At 35.3% G+C, this 21,305-nt stretch carries 16 protein-coding genes and 2 pseudogenes; all 18 read left to right on the top strand.

Going from position 1 to position 21,305, the window contains the following annotated elements; all coding sequences use genetic code 11:
- Positions 1-98: 98 nt before the first annotated feature.
- Positions 99-389: pseudogene (locus tag ACW2QF_RS08615) on the top strand (diaminopimelate epimerase); the annotation flags it as partial.
- Positions 390-490: 101 nt separating this feature from the next.
- Positions 491-1,963, top strand: a complete 1,473-nt coding sequence (locus tag ACW2QF_RS08610) for a UDP-N-acetylmuramoyl-L-alanyl-D-glutamate--2,6-diaminopimelate ligase (protein WP_455715593.1) — start codon at positions 491-493, stop codon at positions 1,961-1,963.
- Between the two features lie 49 nt (positions 1,964-2,012).
- Positions 2,013-3,488, top strand: a complete 1,476-nt coding sequence (locus ACW2QF_RS08605) for a UDP-N-acetylmuramoyl-L-alanyl-D-glutamate--2,6-diaminopimelate ligase (protein ID WP_455715592.1) — start codon at positions 2,013-2,015, stop codon at positions 3,486-3,488.
- A 20-nt stretch (positions 3,489-3,508) separates the two neighbouring features.
- Positions 3,509-4,984, top strand: a complete 1,476-nt coding sequence (locus ACW2QF_RS08600) for a UDP-N-acetylmuramoyl-tripeptide--D-alanyl-D-alanine ligase (protein WP_455715591.1) — start codon at positions 3,509-3,511, stop codon at positions 4,982-4,984.
- Between the two features lie 32 nt (positions 4,985-5,016).
- Complete coding sequence (gene priA, locus ACW2QF_RS08595) at positions 5,017-7,305, top strand: replication restart helicase PriA (RefSeq protein ID WP_455715590.1); 2,289 nt, start codon at positions 5,017-5,019, stop codon at positions 7,303-7,305.
- A gap of 693 nt (positions 7,306-7,998) precedes the next feature.
- A complete protein-coding gene (gene def / locus ACW2QF_RS08590; protein ID WP_455715589.1) occupies positions 7,999-8,481 on the top strand; it encodes a peptide deformylase in 483 nt (160 codons plus the stop codon).
- 11 nt (positions 8,482-8,492) lie between these two features.
- The gene (fmt, locus tag ACW2QF_RS08585; RefSeq protein WP_455715588.1) at positions 8,493-9,425 is read left to right on the top strand and encodes a methionyl-tRNA formyltransferase; all 933 of its coding nucleotides are present in this window, start codon (positions 8,493-8,495) and stop codon (positions 9,423-9,425) included.
- 384 nt (positions 9,426-9,809) lie between these two features.
- Positions 9,810-10,523 carry a zinc metallopeptidase gene (locus ACW2QF_RS08580; protein WP_455715587.1) on the top strand — a complete coding sequence of 238 codons (714 nt, stop codon included), beginning with the start codon at positions 9,810-9,812 and terminating at the stop codon, positions 10,521-10,523.
- Positions 10,516-11,883 carry a 16S rRNA (cytosine(967)-C(5))-methyltransferase RsmB gene (gene rsmB, locus ACW2QF_RS08575; RefSeq protein WP_455715586.1) on the top strand — a complete coding sequence of 456 codons (1,368 nt, stop codon included), beginning with the start codon at positions 10,516-10,518 and terminating at the stop codon, positions 11,881-11,883. Before ACW2QF_RS08580 ends, rsmB begins: the two co-directional genes overlap by 8 nt.
- 102 nt (positions 11,884-11,985) lie before the next feature.
- Positions 11,986-13,028 (top strand): annotated as a pseudogene (rlmN, locus tag ACW2QF_RS08570) (23S rRNA (adenine(2503)-C(2))-methyltransferase RlmN).
- A 15-nt stretch (positions 13,029-13,043) separates the two neighbouring features.
- On the top strand, positions 13,044-13,766 hold the full coding sequence (locus ACW2QF_RS08565) for a Stp1/IreP family PP2C-type Ser/Thr phosphatase (protein ID WP_455715585.1): 723 nt from the start codon (positions 13,044-13,046) through the stop codon (positions 13,764-13,766).
- A 15-nt stretch (positions 13,767-13,781) separates the two neighbouring features.
- Positions 13,782-15,896 carry a Stk1 family PASTA domain-containing Ser/Thr kinase gene (gene pknB / locus ACW2QF_RS08560; RefSeq protein ID WP_455715584.1) on the top strand — a complete coding sequence of 705 codons (2,115 nt, stop codon included), beginning with the start codon at positions 13,782-13,784 and terminating at the stop codon, positions 15,894-15,896.
- Positions 15,896-16,774, top strand: a complete 879-nt coding sequence (rsgA, locus tag ACW2QF_RS08555; protein WP_455715583.1) for a ribosome small subunit-dependent GTPase A — start codon at positions 15,896-15,898, stop codon at positions 16,772-16,774. Before pknB ends, rsgA begins: the two co-directional genes overlap by 1 nt.
- A gap of 72 nt (positions 16,775-16,846) precedes the next feature.
- Positions 16,847-17,509, top strand: a complete 663-nt coding sequence (gene rpe / locus ACW2QF_RS08550) for a ribulose-phosphate 3-epimerase (protein ID WP_455715582.1) — start codon at positions 16,847-16,849, stop codon at positions 17,507-17,509.
- Positions 17,510-17,530: 21 nt separating this feature from the next.
- On the top strand, positions 17,531-18,193 hold the full coding sequence (locus tag ACW2QF_RS08545) for a thiamine diphosphokinase (RefSeq protein WP_455715581.1): 663 nt from the start codon (positions 17,531-17,533) through the stop codon (positions 18,191-18,193).
- Between the two features lie 30 nt (positions 18,194-18,223).
- Positions 18,224-19,321, top strand: coding sequence for a redox-regulated ATPase YchF (gene ychF, locus ACW2QF_RS08540; RefSeq protein ID WP_455715580.1), 1,098 nt, complete (start codon positions 18,224-18,226; stop codon positions 19,319-19,321).
- Positions 19,322-19,347: 26 nt separating this feature from the next.
- A complete protein-coding gene (gene lgt, locus ACW2QF_RS08535) occupies positions 19,348-20,232 on the top strand; it encodes a prolipoprotein diacylglyceryl transferase (RefSeq protein WP_455715579.1) in 885 nt (294 codons plus the stop codon).
- A gap of 218 nt (positions 20,233-20,450) precedes the next feature.
- Positions 20,451-21,305, top strand: an 855-nt coding sequence (locus ACW2QF_RS08530; protein WP_455715578.1) for a bifunctional metallophosphatase/5'-nucleotidase, incomplete at its 3' end; no start/stop codon positions are given.

The raw sequence follows: 21,305 nt of genomic DNA, 5'->3' as shown, positions 1-21,305 counted from the left end.
CGTGCTGAAATCCTCATAGTGTATCGGTTATAGATGATGTGGCATCTTTTGATGTACATTGATATGGAAAAGCTTTTGAGTATAAAACAGAGTTATTCCCTAATAAGACAAATGTAACTTTTGCGCAAGTTATTAGTAGAGACTATATTAAGATGCGTGAATGGGAAAGAGGAACTGGTGAAACGATTGGTTGTGGAACTGGTTGTTGTACAGCTGTAGTAGCTGCTGTTTTAACAGGAAGATGTGACCGTAAAGTTACTGTTGAGCAAATCGGCGGTCCGTTAGCGGTAGAGTGGGATGAAGAGACAAATCATGTATTCATGATTGGGCCATCTCATACGATGTTTGAGTCCGATATTGAAGTTGGGCACATTGTTACGGAAGAATAAAGATAATGCTTATCCCCTATTCTTTGATATGATGGAATCACATGGAGAAGAAGAGGGGATATTTGTGCGTAAATAGTAATGAATGAGAAAGGTGATGTATTATGCAATTACGTAATTTACTAGAACAAGTTGACTATCAATTATTAAAAGGTAATCTTGATGTGTCAGTTACCGATTTTATCATTGATTCAAGAAAAGTTAAAGAAGGGGTAGCATTTCTTTGTATTAGTGGAACGGCAGTAGATGCGCATGGATTTATTCCTGATGTTATAGCAAAAGGAGCTAGCGTAATAGTTGTTGAAAAGACAGTTGATGTTGAAGCGGATGTAACGGTTATTAAAGTTGATAGCACAAGAAAGGCCCTTGCACTTATGTCTGCTGCTCTCTTTGATTATCCAGCTAAGAAGATGGTAACGATTGGGTTAACGGGTACGAAAGGCAAAACGACTACAACTTACATGATTCAAAAGATGCTTGAAGAAGCAGGAAAGAAAGTTGGGGTTATTGGTACCATTGGCGCAGTTATCAATGGAGAAAAAGTAAAGACGGAAAATACAACTCCTGAATCTTATGAATTACATTCACTATTTAGCAAGATGGTTGAAGCAGGATGCGAGTATGTAGTTATGGAAGTATCTTCGCAAGGCTTAAAGATGGACCGTGTTGCGGGTATTGAATTCGATTATGGTGTCTTCACAAACTTCTCAGCGGATCATATCGGACCTACGGAACATGCAAGTATGGAAGAGTATCTATATTGTAAAAGCTTATTATTCAAGCAATGCAAAGTTGGTATTATCAATAAAGATGATGCGAATTATGTAGGTGTCCTTGCAGGACATACTTGTGAAGTGCAGACTTTTGGATTTAGTGAAGGTTGTGATTTGCGTGCATCAAATATCGACTTTTTAATGATGCATGGACATCTTGGTATTACATTTGATGTAGAAGGTAAATTGGATGCTCATGTAGAAACCAATATTCCTGGAAGATTTAGTTCATATAATTCCATGGTTGCTTTGATGGTTGGCGTTAATATTGGCTTATCGAAAGAGGTTATGTTAGATGCTCTAGCTAATATTACTGTTCGAGGTCGTGCAGAAATTGTTAAAGTATCTGATGAATTCATTGTTATGATTGATTATGCACATAATGCAGTAAGTGTAGAGAGTCTATTATCGACTGTTTCAGAATATAATCCAAAGAGGATAATATGCGTTTATGGTTGTGGCGGAAATCGTTCAAAATTACGTCGATATGATATGGGAGAATTATGTGGAAAAATGGCGGATTTATCAATTTTAACATGTGATAATCCAAGAGATGAAGAGGTAGCAGATATCAATGAAGATATTAAAGTCGGACTTGCTAGAAGTAATGGTAAGTATATCGAAATTGAAGATCGTACAGAAGCCATTCACTATGTACTCGACCATGCAAAGCCAGGTGATATTATTATCCTAATTGGCAAAGGACATGAAGAGTATCAAGAAATCAAAGGCGTTAAACACCATTATAGTGAACGTGAAGTGATTGAGGAATATGTAAACAGCAGAACATTTGCCATGAGATAGCTATATGCTAAGACATAGCTACTAGAATTTAATAATGGGGAGTGAGTACATGAAACTGCAAACCTTGTTACAAGAAGTTTCTTATACTGTAGTACAGGGGTTCGTAGATATCGATATTACAGATATTTCTATGAATTCGAGAAATGAACTAAAGAGCACCGCTTTCGTTTGTATTAACGGTGCAACCGTTGATGGACACACATTTGCAGAGGAAGCAAGGAAAAAAGGTGCAGCAGCTATAGTTGTAGAACAAGAGATAACAGGAATGGAGCAGTATGATGTTACCATAATTCGTGTTGAGGATACGAAGTATGCATATGCAGCTATGTCAGCAGCGTATTTTGGATACCCATCAAAGGAATTAACCACAATTGGTGTTACGGGTACGAAAGGAAAAACTACAACCACATACATGATTTGGTCCGTATTACAATATGCTGGTTTGAAAACTGGCTTAATTGGAACGATTGAGGCCATTATTGGTGATGTTCACATCCCTTCGGATAATACCACCCCAGAAGCGTATACATTACAAAAATATCTTCGCCAAATGGTTGATGAAGGTTGCAAATATGCAGTTATGGAAGTGTCTTCACAAGGGCTAAAGTATGAACGTACAGCAGCAATGATTTTTGATTTTGGAATATTTACAAATCTGGAAGAAGACCACATTGGTCCGAAAGAACATACAGATATGGAAGAATACGTAAGATGCAAGAGTAAATTGTTCAAACAATGCAGATATGGTATTGTTAACAAAGATGATCAATATGTTATGCAAGTGTTGGAAGGTCATACATGTGAAGTAGAGTATTATGGATTATCACAGGAAGTAGATACGTATGCAACAGATATACGAAGATATCAAAATGAGAATGAGTTAGGAATACAGTTCCACGCTAATGGGAAGGTGAATCTTGATGTTAAGTTACCAATACCAGGAGTGTTCAATGTATATAACGCGTTAACAGCGATAGCCTTATGCAGATATCTTCCGGTGTCTATGGATAATCTTGTAGATGCACTTAACCATGTGTGCGTAAAAGGTCGTATGGAGATTGTTAAAGTACCAGGACCTTATCTTCTAATGATTGATTATGCCCATAATGCATTAAGTTTGATGAGTTTGCTAACTACGTTACGTGAATATAATCCAAAACGCATTGTATGTTTATTTGGTTGTGGAGGTAATCGTTCAAAACTTAGAAGGTATGAGATGGGAGAGATATCTTCTAATATGGCAGATTTGACAGTAATTACTTCAGATAATCCAAGATATGAAGAGCCAATGGATATCATAAGTGATATTAGAATTGGAATCGAAAAAGGTAAAGGTAGTTATATTATGATTCCTGATCGTAGGCAAGCAATTCAATATTGCATGGAAAATGCTAAAGAGGGAGACTTTGTAATACTTGCAGGAAAAGGTCATGAAGATTATCAAGAAATCAAAGGCGTCAAATATCCCATGGATGAGAGAGTAATCATTGCGGATATTCTAAAATGCCAGGGAAATCTTGAATAAAAGAGGAAAGGATTATAAGAATGGAATTACTGAGTATAGGAGAAATCGTAGAGGCTACAAAAGGAAAGTTACTTTGTGGTAGTGATAAGTTACAGATTCATGGAGTAAGCACAAATTCAAAAGAAGTAGAAGAAGGTACTTTGTTCGTTCCAATCATCGGTGAACGTGTAGATGCCCACACCTTCATTCCTTCAGTAATTGAGGCTGGTGGAACAGCAATTTTTACAAGCAAGACGATTGATGTATCTTTAGTAAAAGAGAATCAAGCAATTATTCAGGTAGAGGACACGAAGGAAGCACTACAAGACTTAGCGGCCTATTACCGCAGTAAATTTGATATTCCTGTAATCGGAATTACAGGTAGTGTGGGTAAAACTACAACGAAAGAAATGATTGCAGCTGCGCTTGAAACAAAATATCGTGTTCTTAAAACTGCGGGGAATATGAATAGTCAGATTGGTTTGCCTCTTACTATCTTTCGTATTGAACATACCCACGAAGTTGCAGTGATTGAGATGGGTATTAGTGAGTCTGGTGAGATGAGTAAATTAGCCCGTATTGCGAAACCTACCCATGCAGTTATAACGAATATAGGTGTTTCTCATATTGGACAGCTAGGATCTAGGGAAAATATTCGGAAAGAGAAGATGAATATTGTAAATGAATTTGGTGTAGATAGCTGTCTTTTTGTGAATGGAACAGATGATATGTTAATGAATATTTTACCTTATTCAGAATATCTTAAGTTATCTGACAAGGAAAAAACACAGAAATATGATAAAATTGATATAAGTGATGCTACGAATGCAAGTTTATGTCGTGCTGATGTTGTCACATTTGGTTGTGAAAAAGATTGCATGTATTATGCTACGGATGTTACCATAAGTAATGGACATACAAAGTTCTATCTACAAAATACAGTAAAAGAGGTAATATCCCAGGAAAATGAAATAGAATTACAAGTACTTGGGGAACATAACATATATAATGCCCTGGTTGCCATTGCAATTGCAAATAAGCTAGGAATTGCAACATCGGTTGCAAAACAAGGTTTAAAGGATTACCTACCACTAGCAATGCGTGGAGAAATCATGAAAGTTAATGGTATCACAGTAGTTGATGATACCTATAATGCTAGTCCGGATTCCATGCGTGGTGGTATTAATGTTTTACTTGAATTAGAAAATGTTAGCCGTAGATTTGCTGTATTAGCAGATGTTTTAGAACTTGGTGAACATTCGTATTCTTGCCATTATGGTGTTGGAGAATATATTGCAAGTAAGAATATTGATGAAGTAGTAACAATAGGCGAAGAAGCTAAAGCTATTGTGAAAGCGGTAGAAGATGCGAAAGTGGATATCGTTTCTCATTCTTTTGATAGTAATCAAGATGCGATAGACTATCTAAAAGGGAATCTTAAATCAAATGATGCGGTCTTAGTTAAAGGTTCAAGAGGTATGCATACGGATGAGATTGTTACTGCGCTAAGACAATAGAAAACACAAAGTTGATAAAGGTGGTGAGAGAAATGATATATGCAGACATCATAGTGGATATTTCCCATGAGAACTTAGATAAAACCTATCAGTATGCAGTTCCAAAGCATCTTGAAGAAAAAGCGGTTGTGGGTTCTTTGGTTAAATTTCCATTTGGTAAGGCAAATCGTATTATCAAGGGATATATCATTTCTTTATCGCAAACGCCAAGTATAGATGTTTCTTATATTAAAGAGATTAGTGAGGTTGTAGACAACGCCCTCGTGATGGAGTCTCATTTGATTATGTTGGCATCTTGGATCCGCGATAATTATGGTGCTACTTTGAATGATGCTCTTAAGGTCGTTCTACCAGTAAAGCAAACAGTTAAGATGGTGGAAAAACGAACAATACGTTTGCTATTAGGACAAGAAGAGGTAAGCGCTAAATTAGAAGAATTAAGACGAAAAAATTATAAAGCTAGAATTCGTCTTATGGAATTGTTAAGCGAACAAAATGAAATTGATTATGACACAGCAATCAATAAATTTGGTATTACAAGACCTACGATACAAGCGTTTGTGGAACAGAATATTATTGAAGTTGAAGCTACGACAATTTATCGTAATCCAATTAAAAACAGACAACAATTGCAAAAACCTTTGGAATTAACACCAAAGCAACAAGCTATTGTTGATGACTTTTGCAAGGAATATGATAATGGAATGAGAAAGACGTATCTTCTTCATGGTATAACAGGTAGTGGTAAGACAGAAGTATATATGGAGATGATACAGCATGTTCTTGATCAAGGAAAGCAAGTAATATTACTAATACCAGAAATTGCATTAACCTACCAAACGGTAATGCGGTTCTATAGAAGATTTGGTGATCGAATATCCATTATGAATTCAAGATTGTCTAAGGGTGAACGATACGATCAATATATGCGTGCAAAACAAGGAGATATCGACATCATGATTGGTCCGAGATCTGCATTGTTTGCACCTTTTGATAAACTTGGATTAATTATTATAGATGAGGAACACGAAGGCAGTTACAAAAGTGAGATGCCGCCCAAGTATCATGCGAGGGAAGTAGCCATATATAGGGCTTCCTTACTTGGTGCAAGTGTAGTACTTGGTTCCGCGACGCCGTCTCTAGAAGCTTATAAGCGAGCAAAAGACGGTGAATACAAATTATATGAATTAAAAGAAAGAATTAATAAAGCAAAACTACCTCGTGTCTATATAGTTGATTTGAGGGAAGAATTGAAAAAGAAGAATAAATCGATCTTTAGTGAAAAGTTAAAAGAACTTATTATGGATCGTTTGAATAAAAAAGAACAGATTATGTTGTTCTTAAATCGAAGAGGCTTTGCAGGGTTTGTTTCTTGTAGAAGCTGTGGACATGTAATGAAATGTCCGCACTGTGATGTTTCCTTAACATACCACTATGGAAAAGATAAACATAGACTTGTTTGTCATTATTGTGGTTATGAAGAAGTGATGCCTAATAAATGTCCTAGTTGTGGATCACCATATATAGCGACCTTTGGAACTGGAACACAAAAGGTAGAAGAGATGGTAAAAAAGGAGTTTCCTTCTGCAAGAGTTCTAAGAATGGATATGGATACAACCTCAGGAAAAGAAGGGCATGAGAAGATATTATCAGCTTTTGCAAATCGAGAAGCGGATATTCTAGTAGGAACACAAATGATTGTTAAGGGACATGATTTTGGTAATGTCTCTTTAGTTGGAATATTGGCTGCTGATTTGTCTTTATATGCCAACGATTATAGAGCAGCAGAAAAGACATTTCAGTTATTAACGCAGGCAGCAGGTCGTGCTGGAAGAAGTAAGGATAATGGTGAAGTGGTTATTCAGACTTACAATCCAGAACATTATAGTGTAACTACCGCTGCAGAAAATGATTATGAAGCATTTTATAACAGGGAGATAGCTTTTCGAACAATGATGAAATATCCTCCTGTATCGAATATTCTGGTAGCATTCTTGACTTCTAAAAATGATGAAACGGTTGCTAAAGCAGCTGATTTATTCAAAGCAGCTGTACTTGACTACAAGATGCAATTGAAGTCACAGATGGAGGAAAAAGAGAATAAAGAAGGTATTGAAACAGAGGAACTTGAAATCATTGGACCTGTTAAAGCGAATGTAGCAAAAGTAAATGATATATACCGATATGTTCTTTATATGAAACATATGGATTATATATATTTAAAGAATTTGAAGAATTTCATGGAAGGCTTTATTGATTACTCGGCCATCTTCAAAGGTTGTAGTGTTCAATTTGATTTTAATCCTATGAATAGCTATTAGGGGAAGGCAAAACTCTGGTAGGTTGTCTAACATACTTCTAGTCTTGAACATTACACACGAAACACGCTGCGTAACTAAGTTCTTCTAAGTATGTGTGGAGGTGCATTTAAAGGATACGGAATCACCCTCAACACGACATCCTGTCGTGGTTCGGGTTGGCTCGGCTTCCATGCCTCGCCTTCCTTTGTTATCTAACACATACTAAGAAGAACTATAGTTACTTTGCTATCGTTTCTTAGTGTAATGTTCAAGTCTAGAAGTATGAGGTTAGATTTCGAGAGTTTTGCTGTTAAGTTGGCAAGAAGTTGTGAAACTCGGAAGTTGTTAACATACTTCTCACTTTGATACTATGCAGAAACATGCTATGGAGTTATGTGATTTTAGTGTGCTAGATTCAAAAGATATGGAATCACTCTTAACCGGATGTCCTATCATGGATTGGGTGGCTTGCATTTTTTTGTTATCTAACATATATTAATAATTACTTAGTTTTGCTATTGCTTCTTAGCGTAGTATCAAAGTGAGGAGTATGAATTAAACTAAACGATCAACGAGTTTTGTATTTAATTAATAAAGATTTATGTAACAGTTTAATAAGTTCTGGTGTATAAGGTCTTTGGTAAAAGTTAAAGAGAAATGGATTTTTTATGCTGGAATTACAATAAGATTTTAAATAGGGAAAGGATGTATAATATGGCAATAAGAAATATTAGAACTATGGGCGATGCGGTACTTAATAAGAAAGCAAAAGTAATTACAGAGATGAATGACCGTACTCAAGAATTGATTGATGATATGATAGAAACTATGTATGAGGCACAGGGAGTTGGTCTTGCAGCTCCTCAAGTGGGGATTTTGAAGAGATTGGTTGTTATTGATGTTTCTCCTGAAGCTGATGATCCAATCGTTTTAATTAATCCAGAAATCCTCGAAGTTAGTGGTGAACAGACAGGTGACGAAGGTTGTTTAAGTGTACCAGGAAAGGTTGGTGTTGTTACAAGACCAAACTATGTTAAGGTTAAAGCCTTAGATCGTAATATGAATGAGAGAATTCTTGAAGGAGAAGGATTATTAGCTAGAGCTTTCTGCCATGAAATCGATCATTTAGATGGACATTTATATGTAGAAAAAGTTGAAGGTAAACTATACAATACGAGTGATTTAGAAGAAGAATAGGAGGAATGGGAATGAAAGTTCTTTTTATGGGAACTCCCGATTTCGCTGTATCTACGTTAGAGAGTATTATCAAAGCGGGGCATGAAGTTGTTGGAGTAGTGACACAACCAGATAAACCAAAAGGAAGAGGAAAAGCTGTTTTATATACGCCTGTTAAAGAAAAGGCTTTAGAGCATGATATACCAGTTTATCAACCAGTTAGAGTAAGAGAAGAAAGTGTAATCGAAGAGTTAAGTAAGTTACAACCAGACATAGGTGTTGTTGTAGCTTTCGGACAAATCTTACCTCAGAATTTATTGGATATGCCAAAGTTTGGTTGTGTGAATGTGCATGGTTCCTTATTACCAAAATATCGTGGCGCTGCACCAATACAATGGGCTGTAATCGATGGTGAAGCGGTAAGCGGTATTACAATTATGCAAATGGATGCTGGTCTTGATACGGGGGATATGATTAGCAAAGTTGAAGTGCCTCTTGAAAGTGATGAAACATACGGTAGTCTTCATGATAAATTAGCAGTAGCCGGAGCAAAATTATTGGTAGAGACACTAGAATTGTTCGATAATGGGACGGTGACTAGAGAAAAACAAGATGATTCAAAATCAAATTATGCTATTAGACTTACTAAAGAATTAGGTAAGATGGATTTTTCAAAATCAGCGGTTGAATTAGAACGTTTAATTCGCGGATTAAATCCATGGCCAAGTGCTTATACGTCTCTAAATGGTAAGACTTTGAAAGTGTGGAAAGCTGATGTTTTAGAGAAACAATTTGACGGTGAATTAGGTGAAATTGTTGATGTAACCAAGGATTCGATCTGTGTAAAAACAGCGGACGGTACATTAGCTTTTAAGGAAATTCAACTAGAAGGTAAAAAACGTATGGAGGTTGGTTCTTTCTTGCGTGGCTTCACAGTTGAAAAAGGCGAAAAACTTGGGGTGTAGAACGCAAAACTCAATATATGTTTTACAAAGTTTCTTGGCTAACGTACTATAACACGAAACACGCTACACACCTAAGTACTTCTAAGTGTGTACAATATAGGTATCTAAATGATACGGAAACGCCTTCGATTCGGCATCCTGCCTCAGCTCAGGCTGGTTCGGCTTCCATGCCTCGCCTTCCTAGACTTTTTAGTACACACTAAGAAGTACTAAAGGCGTTTCGCTATCGTTTCTTAGCTATAATACGTCACCCAAGAAACAGTTATAGATTATGAGAGTTTTGCTAATACTACGTTTTCAATAATGTGAAGTGAATTCATGAGGATTTCGTAGTTGAACACAAGTTTTTAATAGTGAGATAGTTATATTAGAAAGGAGTTTTTTATGGCATTATTATATGGTTATAGACCTTATTTTGATCCGACTTATATATTGATTATTATAGGTGTTGTTCTTAGTTTACTGGCATCTGCTAAGGTTAAGACGACATATGCTAAGTATTCTAATGTAAGAAGTATGTCAGGTCTTACTGGTGCTCAGGCGGCTGAGAGAATTCTTCATAATGCTGGTATCTATGATGTATCTGTTCAAAGAATTAGTGGACAATTAACGGATCATTATGATCCTAAGAATAAGGTGCTTCGTTTGTCTGATAGTGTGTATGCTAATACTTCAGTAGCAGCTATTGGTGTTGCAGCACATGAATGTGGACATGCAATTCAACATCATAAAGAATATGCACCACTTAGGATTCGAACAGCGCTTGTTCCTGTAGCAAACTTTGGAGCAACGTTATCTTGGCCACTTATATTAATTGGGGTTTTGCTTAGTTGGTCGCAGCCTTTAATTACATTAGGTATTGTGTTATTCTGTGCGGCGGTTTTATTCCAATTAGTAACATTACCTGTAGAATTTAATGCTTCAAATCGTGCAGTTAAGATACTTGCTAGCAATGGAATGTTAGCTGATAGAGAAGTAGCACAGACGAAGAAAGTTCTTGGTGCAGCAGCGCTTACTTATGTTGCAGCGGCGGCAGCATCTATATTACAATTACTTCGTTTGATCATATTATTTGGAGGAAATAGAGATCGTGACTAAAGGAATGGATCTGAGAGAACTAGCACTTGCCATTATGATGGAAGTTACGCAGAATGGTGAATTTAGTAATAAAGTGCTGAATCAGACTTTATCAAAGTATCAATATCTGTCAAAACAAGATAGAGCGTTTCTATCAAGGTTAACAGAAGGTACAATTGAGAGAATGATTGAGATGGATTACATTATTAATCAGTACTCAAGCGTTAAAGTAAACAAGTTGAAACCAGTGATTCGTAATATTTTACGACTTGGTGTATATCAAATTAAATATATGGATCAAGTACCAGCAAGTGCAGCATGTAATGAATCTGTTAAATTAGCAACAAAAAAAGGCTTTCATAACTTGAAAGGATTTGTGAATGGTGTCCTTAGAACTATTAGCAGGGAAATTGAAAATATTCAATATCCAAGTAAAGTAGCACAGCCTATTTCTTATCTTAATGTAGTCTATTCGATGCCAGAATGGATTATTCGAAATTGGTTAGAGGAATTTTCATTTGATACAGTAGAGAAGATGCTGCAAGTTTCTTTATCAGAAAGAGAAACTACGATTCGTTGCAATACGAATAAAACCACAGTAGAAGAATTAAGAAAAGGTCTTAAGAATCAAGGAGTTCTTGTAGGTGATGGAGCCTATGTGGATGAAGCATTACGTATCTCAGAATACGATTCAGTTCAGAGATTATATGGATTTTCAGATGGTTTATTCCAAGTGCAAGATGAAAGTTCTATGATGGTAGCACATGCAGCTGGAATCAAAAAGAACGACTTTGTTATAGATGTGTGTGCTGCTCCAGGAGGAAAGAGTCTTCATGTCGCTCAAATGCTGGAAGGTACAGGAACAGTAATTGCTTGTGATTTAACACAGCATAAAGTAGATTTAATTAAGCAAAATGTTGAACGATTAGGGTTTACAAATGTAGAACCTAGAGTACAAGATGCGTTAGAATTAGAGGAAAGTTTAATTGGTAAAGCAGATGTTGTAATCGCTGATTTACCTTGCTCTGGTCTAGGAGTAATCGGTAAGAAAAATGATATTAAGTATAATATTACTCCAGAAAAACAAGAGGATCTTGCTAAATTACAAAGGGATATCCTACATGTAGTTTCTAAGTATGTAAAGCAAGGTGGTACTTTAGTATATAGTACCTGTACGGTGAATAAAGAAGAGAATCTTAATAATGTACAGTGGTTTATAGAGAATTATGATTTCAAACTAGAATCTCTTGAAGAATATTTACCTGAAAGATTTGTAAAGCGTGAAGGAAAAGACAGTACTATAGATAAAGGATATATTAATTTTATACCAGGTATCTATAATACAGATGGATTTTTCTTAGCAAGATTAGTCAAAAAATAAAATACAAATCTATAGTTATTGAAAATTTATAGTCATAGAAAATCTATAGTTATAGATTTGAAAATGAATAGGTATGAATGAATTGCGAGGTGTTAACATAATATGGATAAGCGTGATATAAAATCCATGAACTTTGAAGAAGTGAAATTAGTCATGGAAGAACTTGGAGAGAAAACATTTCGTGCAAAGCAAATCTATGAGTGGATGCATGTGAAATTAGTTAATAGCTTTGATGAGATGACTAATCTATCCAAGAATTTAAGAGATAAATTGTCTGAGAATTTTGAGTTAACCTCGTTGCATGTAGTGGATAAAAGGGAATCAGCTACAGATGGGACGTGTAAGTTCCTATTTGAACTTCCTGATAACCGAGTAATTGAGAGTGTTTTAATGAAATACAAACATGGAAATTCCGTGTGTATATCTACGCAGGTAGGTTGTAGAATGGGATGCCGTTTTTGTGCATCTACCCTCGGCGGACTTGAGAGAAATTTGACTCCTGCTGAAATGTTAGATCAGATCTATAAAATTCAAAAGTTATCTGGAGAACGAGTTTCCAATGTTGTACTTATGGGTACAGGGGAGCCATTAGATAACTTTGATAATGTTTTGAAACTGATACAATTACTCACAGACGAAAATGGGCTAAATATTAGCCAAAGAAACATTACTGTTTCTACTTGCGGTCTTGTTAATCGAATCAGAGATCTTGCAGATAAAGAGTTGCAGATAACTTTAGCAATTTCTTTGCATGCCCCAAATGACGCGGTACGTAGAGAAATCATGCCAATTGCTAACCGATATTCAATCAAAGAGATTATTGATGCGGTTACGTTCTATTACAATAAGACAGGTAGACGTATTACATTTGAATACAGTTTAGTAGAGGTGTTAACGATAGCGAAGAAAATGCAAAAGAATTAATCCATGTTGTAAGAGGACTTAACTGCCATGTGAATCTAATTCCTGTAAATCCTATTAAGGAAAGAGATTTTAAACAAACAAAGATGCAGTTTGTGCAAAATTTCAAAAATATACTTGAAAAAAATAGAATTAATGTTACTATAAGAAGAGAAATGGGCTCAGATATTGACGCAGCCTGTGGACAGCTCAGAAAGAGTTATATGGATGAGCATACTACTTAATAAGGAGGTAACGCCATGGAATCATTTGCTATTACCGACATCGGTCTAAAACGTAAGATGAATCAGGACTTTGTTTTTTGTGAACAGAATCAAATTGGCAGCCTTCCCAATTTATTTATAGTTGCTGACGGCATGGGAGGACATAAAGCAGGGGATTTTGCATCTAGGTTCAGTGTAGAGAATGTTGTTGAATATATACGAAACAGCAAGATAACATCACCTATTCGACTTTTTGAAGAAGCGATTAAGGAAACGAACACACTTCTTTTAAAAGAAGCAAAAGAAAATCAAAGTTTAGAAGGAATGGGAACTACGTTTGTTATATCGACAATTGTTGACGAAACTTTGTATGTAGCTAATATTGGAGATTCTCGTTTGTATATAATACATGATGATATTAAGCAAATCACCAGAGACCATTCTCTAGTAGAAGAGATGGTCCAGAATGGTGAAATTGACAAAAATGAAGCGAGATTTCACCCGAATAAGAACATAATAACTAGGGCATTAGGTGCTAGTGGTGAGGCAAATCCTGATTTCTTTGAGGTTGCCTTGAAGAAAGAAGATATTATACTTATGTGTTCAGATGGATTATCCAATATGGTTGATGATGCAGAAATGTATGCGATTGTTACATCGAAAAAAGAAAGAGTTAATAATGCGGTCATAGCTTTAGTTGAAAAAGCCAATGAGTATGGCGGCAAAGATAATATAACAGCAATAGTTGTAAAACCATAACAGAGAGGTGAGAAAATGATAAGACCAGGAATGTTTATTAGCGACAGATATGAAATAATTGAAAAAGTCGGCACTGGAGGCATGGCTGATGTTTATAAAGCAAAATGCCATCGCTTAAATCGCTATGTCGCAATAAAAGTTTTAAAAGCTGAATATAGTGACGATCAAACATTTGTCGCAAAGTTCCGAGGAGAAGCGCAGTCCGCTGCAGGATTATCCCATCCTAATATTGTAAATGTATATGATGTAGGTGATGATGGAAATCTACATTATATAGTAATGGAATTGGTTGAAGGCATTACACTAAAAAGTTTTATCGAGAGAAAAGGAAAACTTGAGATAAAAGAAGCTGTTGGAATTGCAATTCAGATTGCTCAAGGTATGGAAGCAGCACATGTAAATCATATTATTCACAGAGATATTAAACCTCAGAACATAATCATTTCAAGGGAAGGAAAAGTAAAAGTAACTGACTTTGGTATAGCTAAAGCGGCATCTTCTAACACAATTACTTCTAATGCAATGGGATCGGTACATTATATTTCACCAGAACAAGCTAGAGGCGGTTATAGTGATGAAAAGAGTGATATCTATTCTTTAGGTGTTACTTTGTATGAGATGTTAATTGGTAAAGTACCATTTGAAGGTGACAATGCAGTGTCCGTTGCATTACTTCATATTCAAGGGGAAGCTATGCCATTAAGGCAATTAGATCAAACAATACCATCAAGTCTTGATAAAATTGTACAGAAATGTATGCAGAAGAAGCCAGAACGACGTTATTTAAGTGCCTCTGAATTAATTCAAGACTTAAAACGTTCCTTGGCAAATCCAAATGGCGAGTTTGTAAAGATGGCTCCAGTTGGTGTTACAGATTCTCCTACAATTAATCTAACACCAGAACAAGTAGGAGAAATCAGAGAAGCGTCAGGATATAATAATGGTGATAATGCTGATCAAAATAATTATAAAGGTTATGCTAAGAGCAATGAAGATAACCAAGTGTATGAGTCAGATGAAGAAGATTTAGATGATGATAAAGATGTTGATCCAAAATTAGAAAAATTTATAATCGCAGGTTCAATTACAGTAGCCATCGTTCTTGGCATTGTGATTATTGTTTTAGTCGGAAAAGGTTTTGGACTGTTTAAATTTGGTTCTGGTGGTAAAGATAATAATACTAATATTGAAGAAACAGTACCAGGAGAAGATACGCAAGATACAGAGGAAGATGCTAAGAAAACAATTGTACCTGATGTAACTGGTAAATCATTAGAAGAAGCAGATGAATTATTAAAAGGTGCAGAATTAAGTTCTAGAAAAGAAGAAAAACCATCAGATGTAGTACCAGAAGGCTATATTATTGCACAAAGCATTGATGCCAATGAAGAAGTTGATAAGAACACGGTAGTTGTACTTACTGTAAGTACTGGTGTAGAAACGAATACTCTACGTGATGTTACTGGATTGACCGTTGACCAAGCAGATACGATCTTAAAGAATGACCAAGAGCTAAAAGTTGTACATGAGTATGAATATAGTGATTCAGTAGATGAAAATCTTGTTACTCGTACTTCACCAAAAGCTGGTTCTGATGTGAAAAAGGGTGATACAATTACTGTATATATAAGTAAAGGAAAAGAAACAAAATATGTTAAGGTTCCTGACTTACGTAATTATACACAAGCTCAAGCAGAAGATGTACTAAAATCAAAAGGTCTTGTAAAAGGTAAAGTAAGTACAAATTACTCCGATGAATATGCACAAGGTGTTGTTATGGAACAATCATATTCTGCTGATACGGAAGTAGCAGAAGGTACTACTATTGACTTTACAGTAAGCCTTGGACCAAAAGCAGCAGAAGTAACTTATACCTATACTGCAACTGTAACGATGGATACAAGTCCATTTGCTGATGAGATGGAAGATGGTCTTATCTCTATTGATATCTATTATGATGATTCAGATGAAATTGTAATGGATGCATATCAACACACATTATCTTCAGCAGACTTCCCTAAGACAGTGACTCTACAAGGTACGCAAGAAGGTAATGCCACAGTAATATTCTATCTTGATGGCGAAGAATTTGGTCAAACAAGTGTAACATTTAAGAAGGTAGCTAAATAATGCAGGGAAAGATTATTAAAGGTATAGCAGGTTTTTATTACATTCATGTACCCTCAAAAGGGGTATATGAATGTAAAGCGAAAGGTATCTTTCGTAATCAAAAGATAAAGCCACTTGTTGGTGATAACGTAGAGATTGAAGAATTAGATGAAGAGAAGAAACTCGGTAATATCGTTTCGATATTACCGAGACAAAATGAGTTGATACGGCCAGCTGTTGCCAATGTAGATCAAGCGCTTGTGATATTTGCGGCAGCTAATCCGAATCCAAATTTGAATTTATTGGATCGTTTCTTGATTATGATGAATAAGCAAGACGTAGAAACCTATGTATGTTTTAACAAACAAGATATCGTTACTGAAAAAGAACAAAGACTTCTGGAAGAGACATATCGATTAGGTGGATACCATGTTTTCTTTACGAGTGCATTGCAAGGAGACGGATTACAACAGATTAAAGATATCGTCAAAGGTAAAACAACAGTATTAGCAGGACCTTCTGGTGTTGGTAAATCCTCTATTATTAATTTCTTAATTCCGACTGCCGAGATGGAAGTCGGTAGTATTAGCGAGAAAATTAAGAGAGGGAAGCATACTACAAGACATTCTGAATTGTTTGCTCTTGATGATGATTCTTTCATATTTGATACACCTGGATTTAGTTCTTTATATATTGACAATTTTGAAAAAGAAGAATTGAAATCGTATTTTCCAGAGTTCCTTCCTTATGAAGAGTTTTGTAGATTCCAAGGTTGCGCTCATATTAGTGAACCACAGTGTGGAGTAAAACAAGCTCTAGAAGAAGGTAAAATAAGCAAAACCAGATATGAAAACTATCTATTATTATACAATGAGTTAAAAGATAAGAAGAAATACTAGTCTAGTGTGAAAAATAATTTTTCACACGCAACTTTGTGCCTTCGTCACAAAGTTAGTAGGTTTTAGAAAGGCATGGTTATTTATATGAACAAATTATCTCCATCGATTCTTGCGGCGGATTTTTCTAAATTAGGCGAAGAAGTAAAAGAAATTGATTTAGCAGGTGCTGAATATATTCACATTGATGTTATGGATGGAATGTTTGTACCAAGTATCTCGTTTGGTATTCCAGTTATTCAATCCTTACGTAATAAAACGAATCGTGTTTTTGACGTGCATTTAATGATTGAAGACCCGGATCGCTATATTCAAGCTTTTGCAGATGCTGGAGCAGATATTATAACGGTTCATTATGAAGCGTGTAGACATCTTCATAGAACAATTCAAAAGATTAAAGAATGTGGGAAAAAAGCTTGCGTATCATTAAATCCAGCCACGCCGGTAGAGGTTCTTGAATATGTTCTGGATGAACTTGATATGGTGTTGATTATGAGTGTAAACCCTGGATTTGGTGGACAGAAATTCATTCCATTTTCTTTAAATAAGATAAAGAAGCTCCGTCAAATGATTTGTGATAAAGGTTTAGATATCGATATTGAAGTTGACGGTGGAGTAAACCTTGATAACGTAGAAGATATTATTAAAGCAGGGGCCAATATCATTGTTGCTGGTACAGCAGTATTCTCTGGTGATAAGGCAAACAACGTAAAGATGTTTAATGAGAAGATGAAATAGAGCAGTAAAGTAGGTGCAAAGATGAGAACATTAATAATTACTGGAGGATTCATTGAACAAGATTTTGCAAAATCGTATCTAGAAGAAGAGAGTTTTGATATGGTAATTGCAGCTGATCGAGGTGTAGAGGCAGCCAAGGCATTGAATATTCCGGTTAATTATATTCTAGGAGATTTTGATTCTTTAAATCCATCTATACTACAAGAAGTAAAAAGTCAATTAGCGGACGAGAATTCTTTATTCGAATTAAAAGAGTTTCCGCCAGAAAAAGATTATACTGATACGCATTTGGCTATAGTTACAGCGATTGAAGCAGGTGCAACTTCGGTAACAATACTAGGCGCAACTGGGACAAGACTTGATCATGTGGTTGCGAATATGAATCTGTTATTGATATTCTTAAATCATCATATAGAAGCAAAGATTGTGGATTCTCATAATCAAATCTATGTAATAGATGCAGATACACATTTGTATATGGATAAGGTACGTGGAAAATATGTATCACTTATTCCTTATACAGATTTGGTAACGGGAGTTACATTAATAGGGTTTAAATATCCCTTACACAATGCTAAAATGACAAAGGGAAACAGTCTAGGGATAAGTAATGAACTTCTTGAAGAAGAAGGAATTATTAAAATAGATCAAGGAATCCTTATTGTTATTGAATCAAGGGATTAAAAAGTTTGAGAGATAGAAAAGGAGACACAAATGAAATTAGGAATTGTAGGTTTACCAAACGTAGGAAAGAGTACATTATTTAACTCATTAACAAAAGCTGGAGCAGAATCAGCGAATTATCCATTCTGTACAATCGATCCTAACGTAGGTATTGTACCTGTACCAGATGAGAGACTTAATGTTCTTTCTAATATGTATAATTCTCAAAAGATTCTTCCAGCAGTTGTTGAATTTGTTGATATTGCAGGGCTTGTAAAAGGCGCTTCTAAAGGAGAAGGTTTAGGAAACCAATTCTTATCTAACATTCGTGAAGTAGATGCAATTGTACATGTTGTTCGTTGTTTTGAAGACAGCAATGTAATTCACGTTGATGGCAGTGTTGATCCTCTACGCGATATCGAGACGATTAATCTTGAATTAATTTTCTCTGATATCGAAGTACTTGATAGAAGATTTGCAAGAGCTTCTAAAGGAGCTAAGAATGACAAAACACTTGCAAAAGAAGTAGAACTAATCAAACGATTAAAAGAATTCCTTGAAGAAGGAAAACTTGCAAAAGGTTTCGAAACAGATGATGAAGAAGAATTAGAATGGATCAAATCCTATAACTTGTTAACATATAAACCAGTTATCTATGCTGCAAATGTTAATGAAGATGATCTTGCCTCAGATGGTCAGAATAATGAAATGGTAGCTAGAGTTAGAGAATTTGCTAAGGGTGAAAATTCAGAAGTATTCGTGATCTGTGCACAAATCGAACAAGAAATTGCTGAACTAGACGATGATGAAAAGAAAGAATTCTTAGAAGATTTAGGATTAAAAGAGTCAGGACTTGAGAAGTTAATTCACGCAAGTTATGCGATTTTAGGTTTAATCAGTTATATTACAGCCGGAGAGCAAGAAACAAGAGCTTGGACCATTACAAAAGGAACGAAAGCGCCAGGGGCTGCTGGTAAGATTCATACAGACTTTGAAAGAGGATTTATTCGTGCAGAAGTTGTTAGTTATGATAATCTTGTAGCTTGCGGAAGTTATAATGCGGCGAAAGAAAAAGGTCTTGTACGTTCTGAAGGAAAAGAATATGTGGTACAAGATGGAGATGTAGTATTATTCCGTTTCAATGTATAGAATAATACAATAGAAGGAGATGCACTATGTTATTAGATGCAAGTATACGGTTTCCTGAGCTTGGAATAGAGATAGAACACTTAGGTACTGGGATTAACCTATTTGGTATACAGATTGCATATTATGGAATTATAATTGCATTAGGAATGTTAGCGGGCTATTTGTTAGTAGAGTGGCAAGCTAAGAGAACTGGACAAAGTAAGGAATTGTACCTTGATTTTGCGTTATATGCTATTATAATTTCTATCATCGGAGCTAGAATCTATTATGTAATATTTTCTTTTGATGAATACAAAGATAATCTGTGGAGTGTGTTTAATCTACGTGGTGGTGGGTTAGCAATCTACGGAGGAATTATAGCTGGTGTTCTTACTGCTTTAGTCTTTACTAAAGTTAAGAAAGTTTCTTTTGCATTATTTGTTGATACCTGTTGTGTTGGTCTTTTAATAGGACAAATCATTGGTAGATGGGGAAATTTCTTTAATAGAGAAGCCTTTGGTGGCTATAGTGATGGAATTTTGGCTATGCAGATTAAAAAATCTGAAGTAGCAGCTTCAAATATTACTTCAGAACTGATGAATCACCTAGTTGTAATTGATGGAGTAGAATATATTCAAGTTCATCCTACTTTCTTGTACGAATCTTTGTGGAACTTAGCTTTGCTGATTATTATATTATTGTATACTAAGCATAAGAAATTTAACGGAGAACTGCTATTGCTATATGTACTTGGATATGGAATTGGCCGTGCATGGATTGAGTCCTTACGTACAGATCAATTGCTATTATGGGGAACGAATATCGCTGTTTCTGAGATACTATCTATTACAGTAGCAATTGTTGCAGCATTTCTATTGATTTACAATCATGTTAAGCTATATAAGCAGAAGAAAAGGGAAAAATTGATATAAACTCCTTGAAATAATGTATTAATATAATATTTATAGAACTGCTATGAGTAGGTAAGATTTAATTTGCTTACTCATAGCAGTTTTTTAGTAAAACAATTATTTTATTACATTAACTTAACAATGTAAAATTATAGTGTATAGGGTTGTGTTATAAAAGTAAGCAAGATATAATACTAATGTAATACTATAATTCAAATAATAGGGAGGTAGTAACTACAATGAAAAAACTTTCAAAGAAATTACTCGCTATGTTGTTAAGTGTAATTATGGTTTTTACCTTATTACCAAGCACTGTAATAGCGAACGAAACGGAGAAAAAGACTCAGGATACCATTATTAAAATCTTTCACACCAATGATGTGCACTCTCGTTACAATGAAGCAACGAACAGTGACGGAACGTTATCGCGCTTTGGATATGCAAAGTTTAAAACATTAATCAATATGAACAGATCAGATGCTGATAAAATATTGGTTTTTGATGCTGGAGATACGTTCCATGGACAATCTTTTGCAACCCTTGAAGAAGGAAAAAGTATTGCCAAAGTACTAAAAGCAGTTGGTTACAATGCAATGGTTGCTGGAAATCATGATTTTAACTATGGTTCTTCAAAGACAACGAAACTTGCTAAAACTGCGGGAGTAAAGTTATTAGGTGCAAACGTGTTGAATAAGAAAACAGGAAAGATTGCATCGGGATATAAAGAGTACATAACATATAAAGTGAATGATGTAAAAATAGGTGTGTTTGGCTTGTCAACACCAGAAACTGCTTACAAGACAAATCCTAATAATGTTAAAGCGTTAACATTCGCTGATCCAGTAAAAACTGCAAAATCAGTAGTTAATAAGTTGAAGAATAAAGAGGATGTTGACGTTGTTATCTGCTTAGCGCATTTAGGAATCGATGAGGCAAGTGGTAATAATGTAAGTTATGAAGTAGCTGCAAAAGTAGATGGTATCAACCTTATCATCGATGGTCATAGCCATAGTGAATTAAGTGACTATCACAAAGTAAATAATACAGTTATTACAAGTACAGGAGAGTACCTACAAGAAGCAGGTATGGTTACG

The organism is Anaerosporobacter sp., from assembly GCF_965301125.1.
Note: the sequence above shows the minus strand (reverse complement) of the source record. Positions and strands in the feature narration are given on the sequence as shown.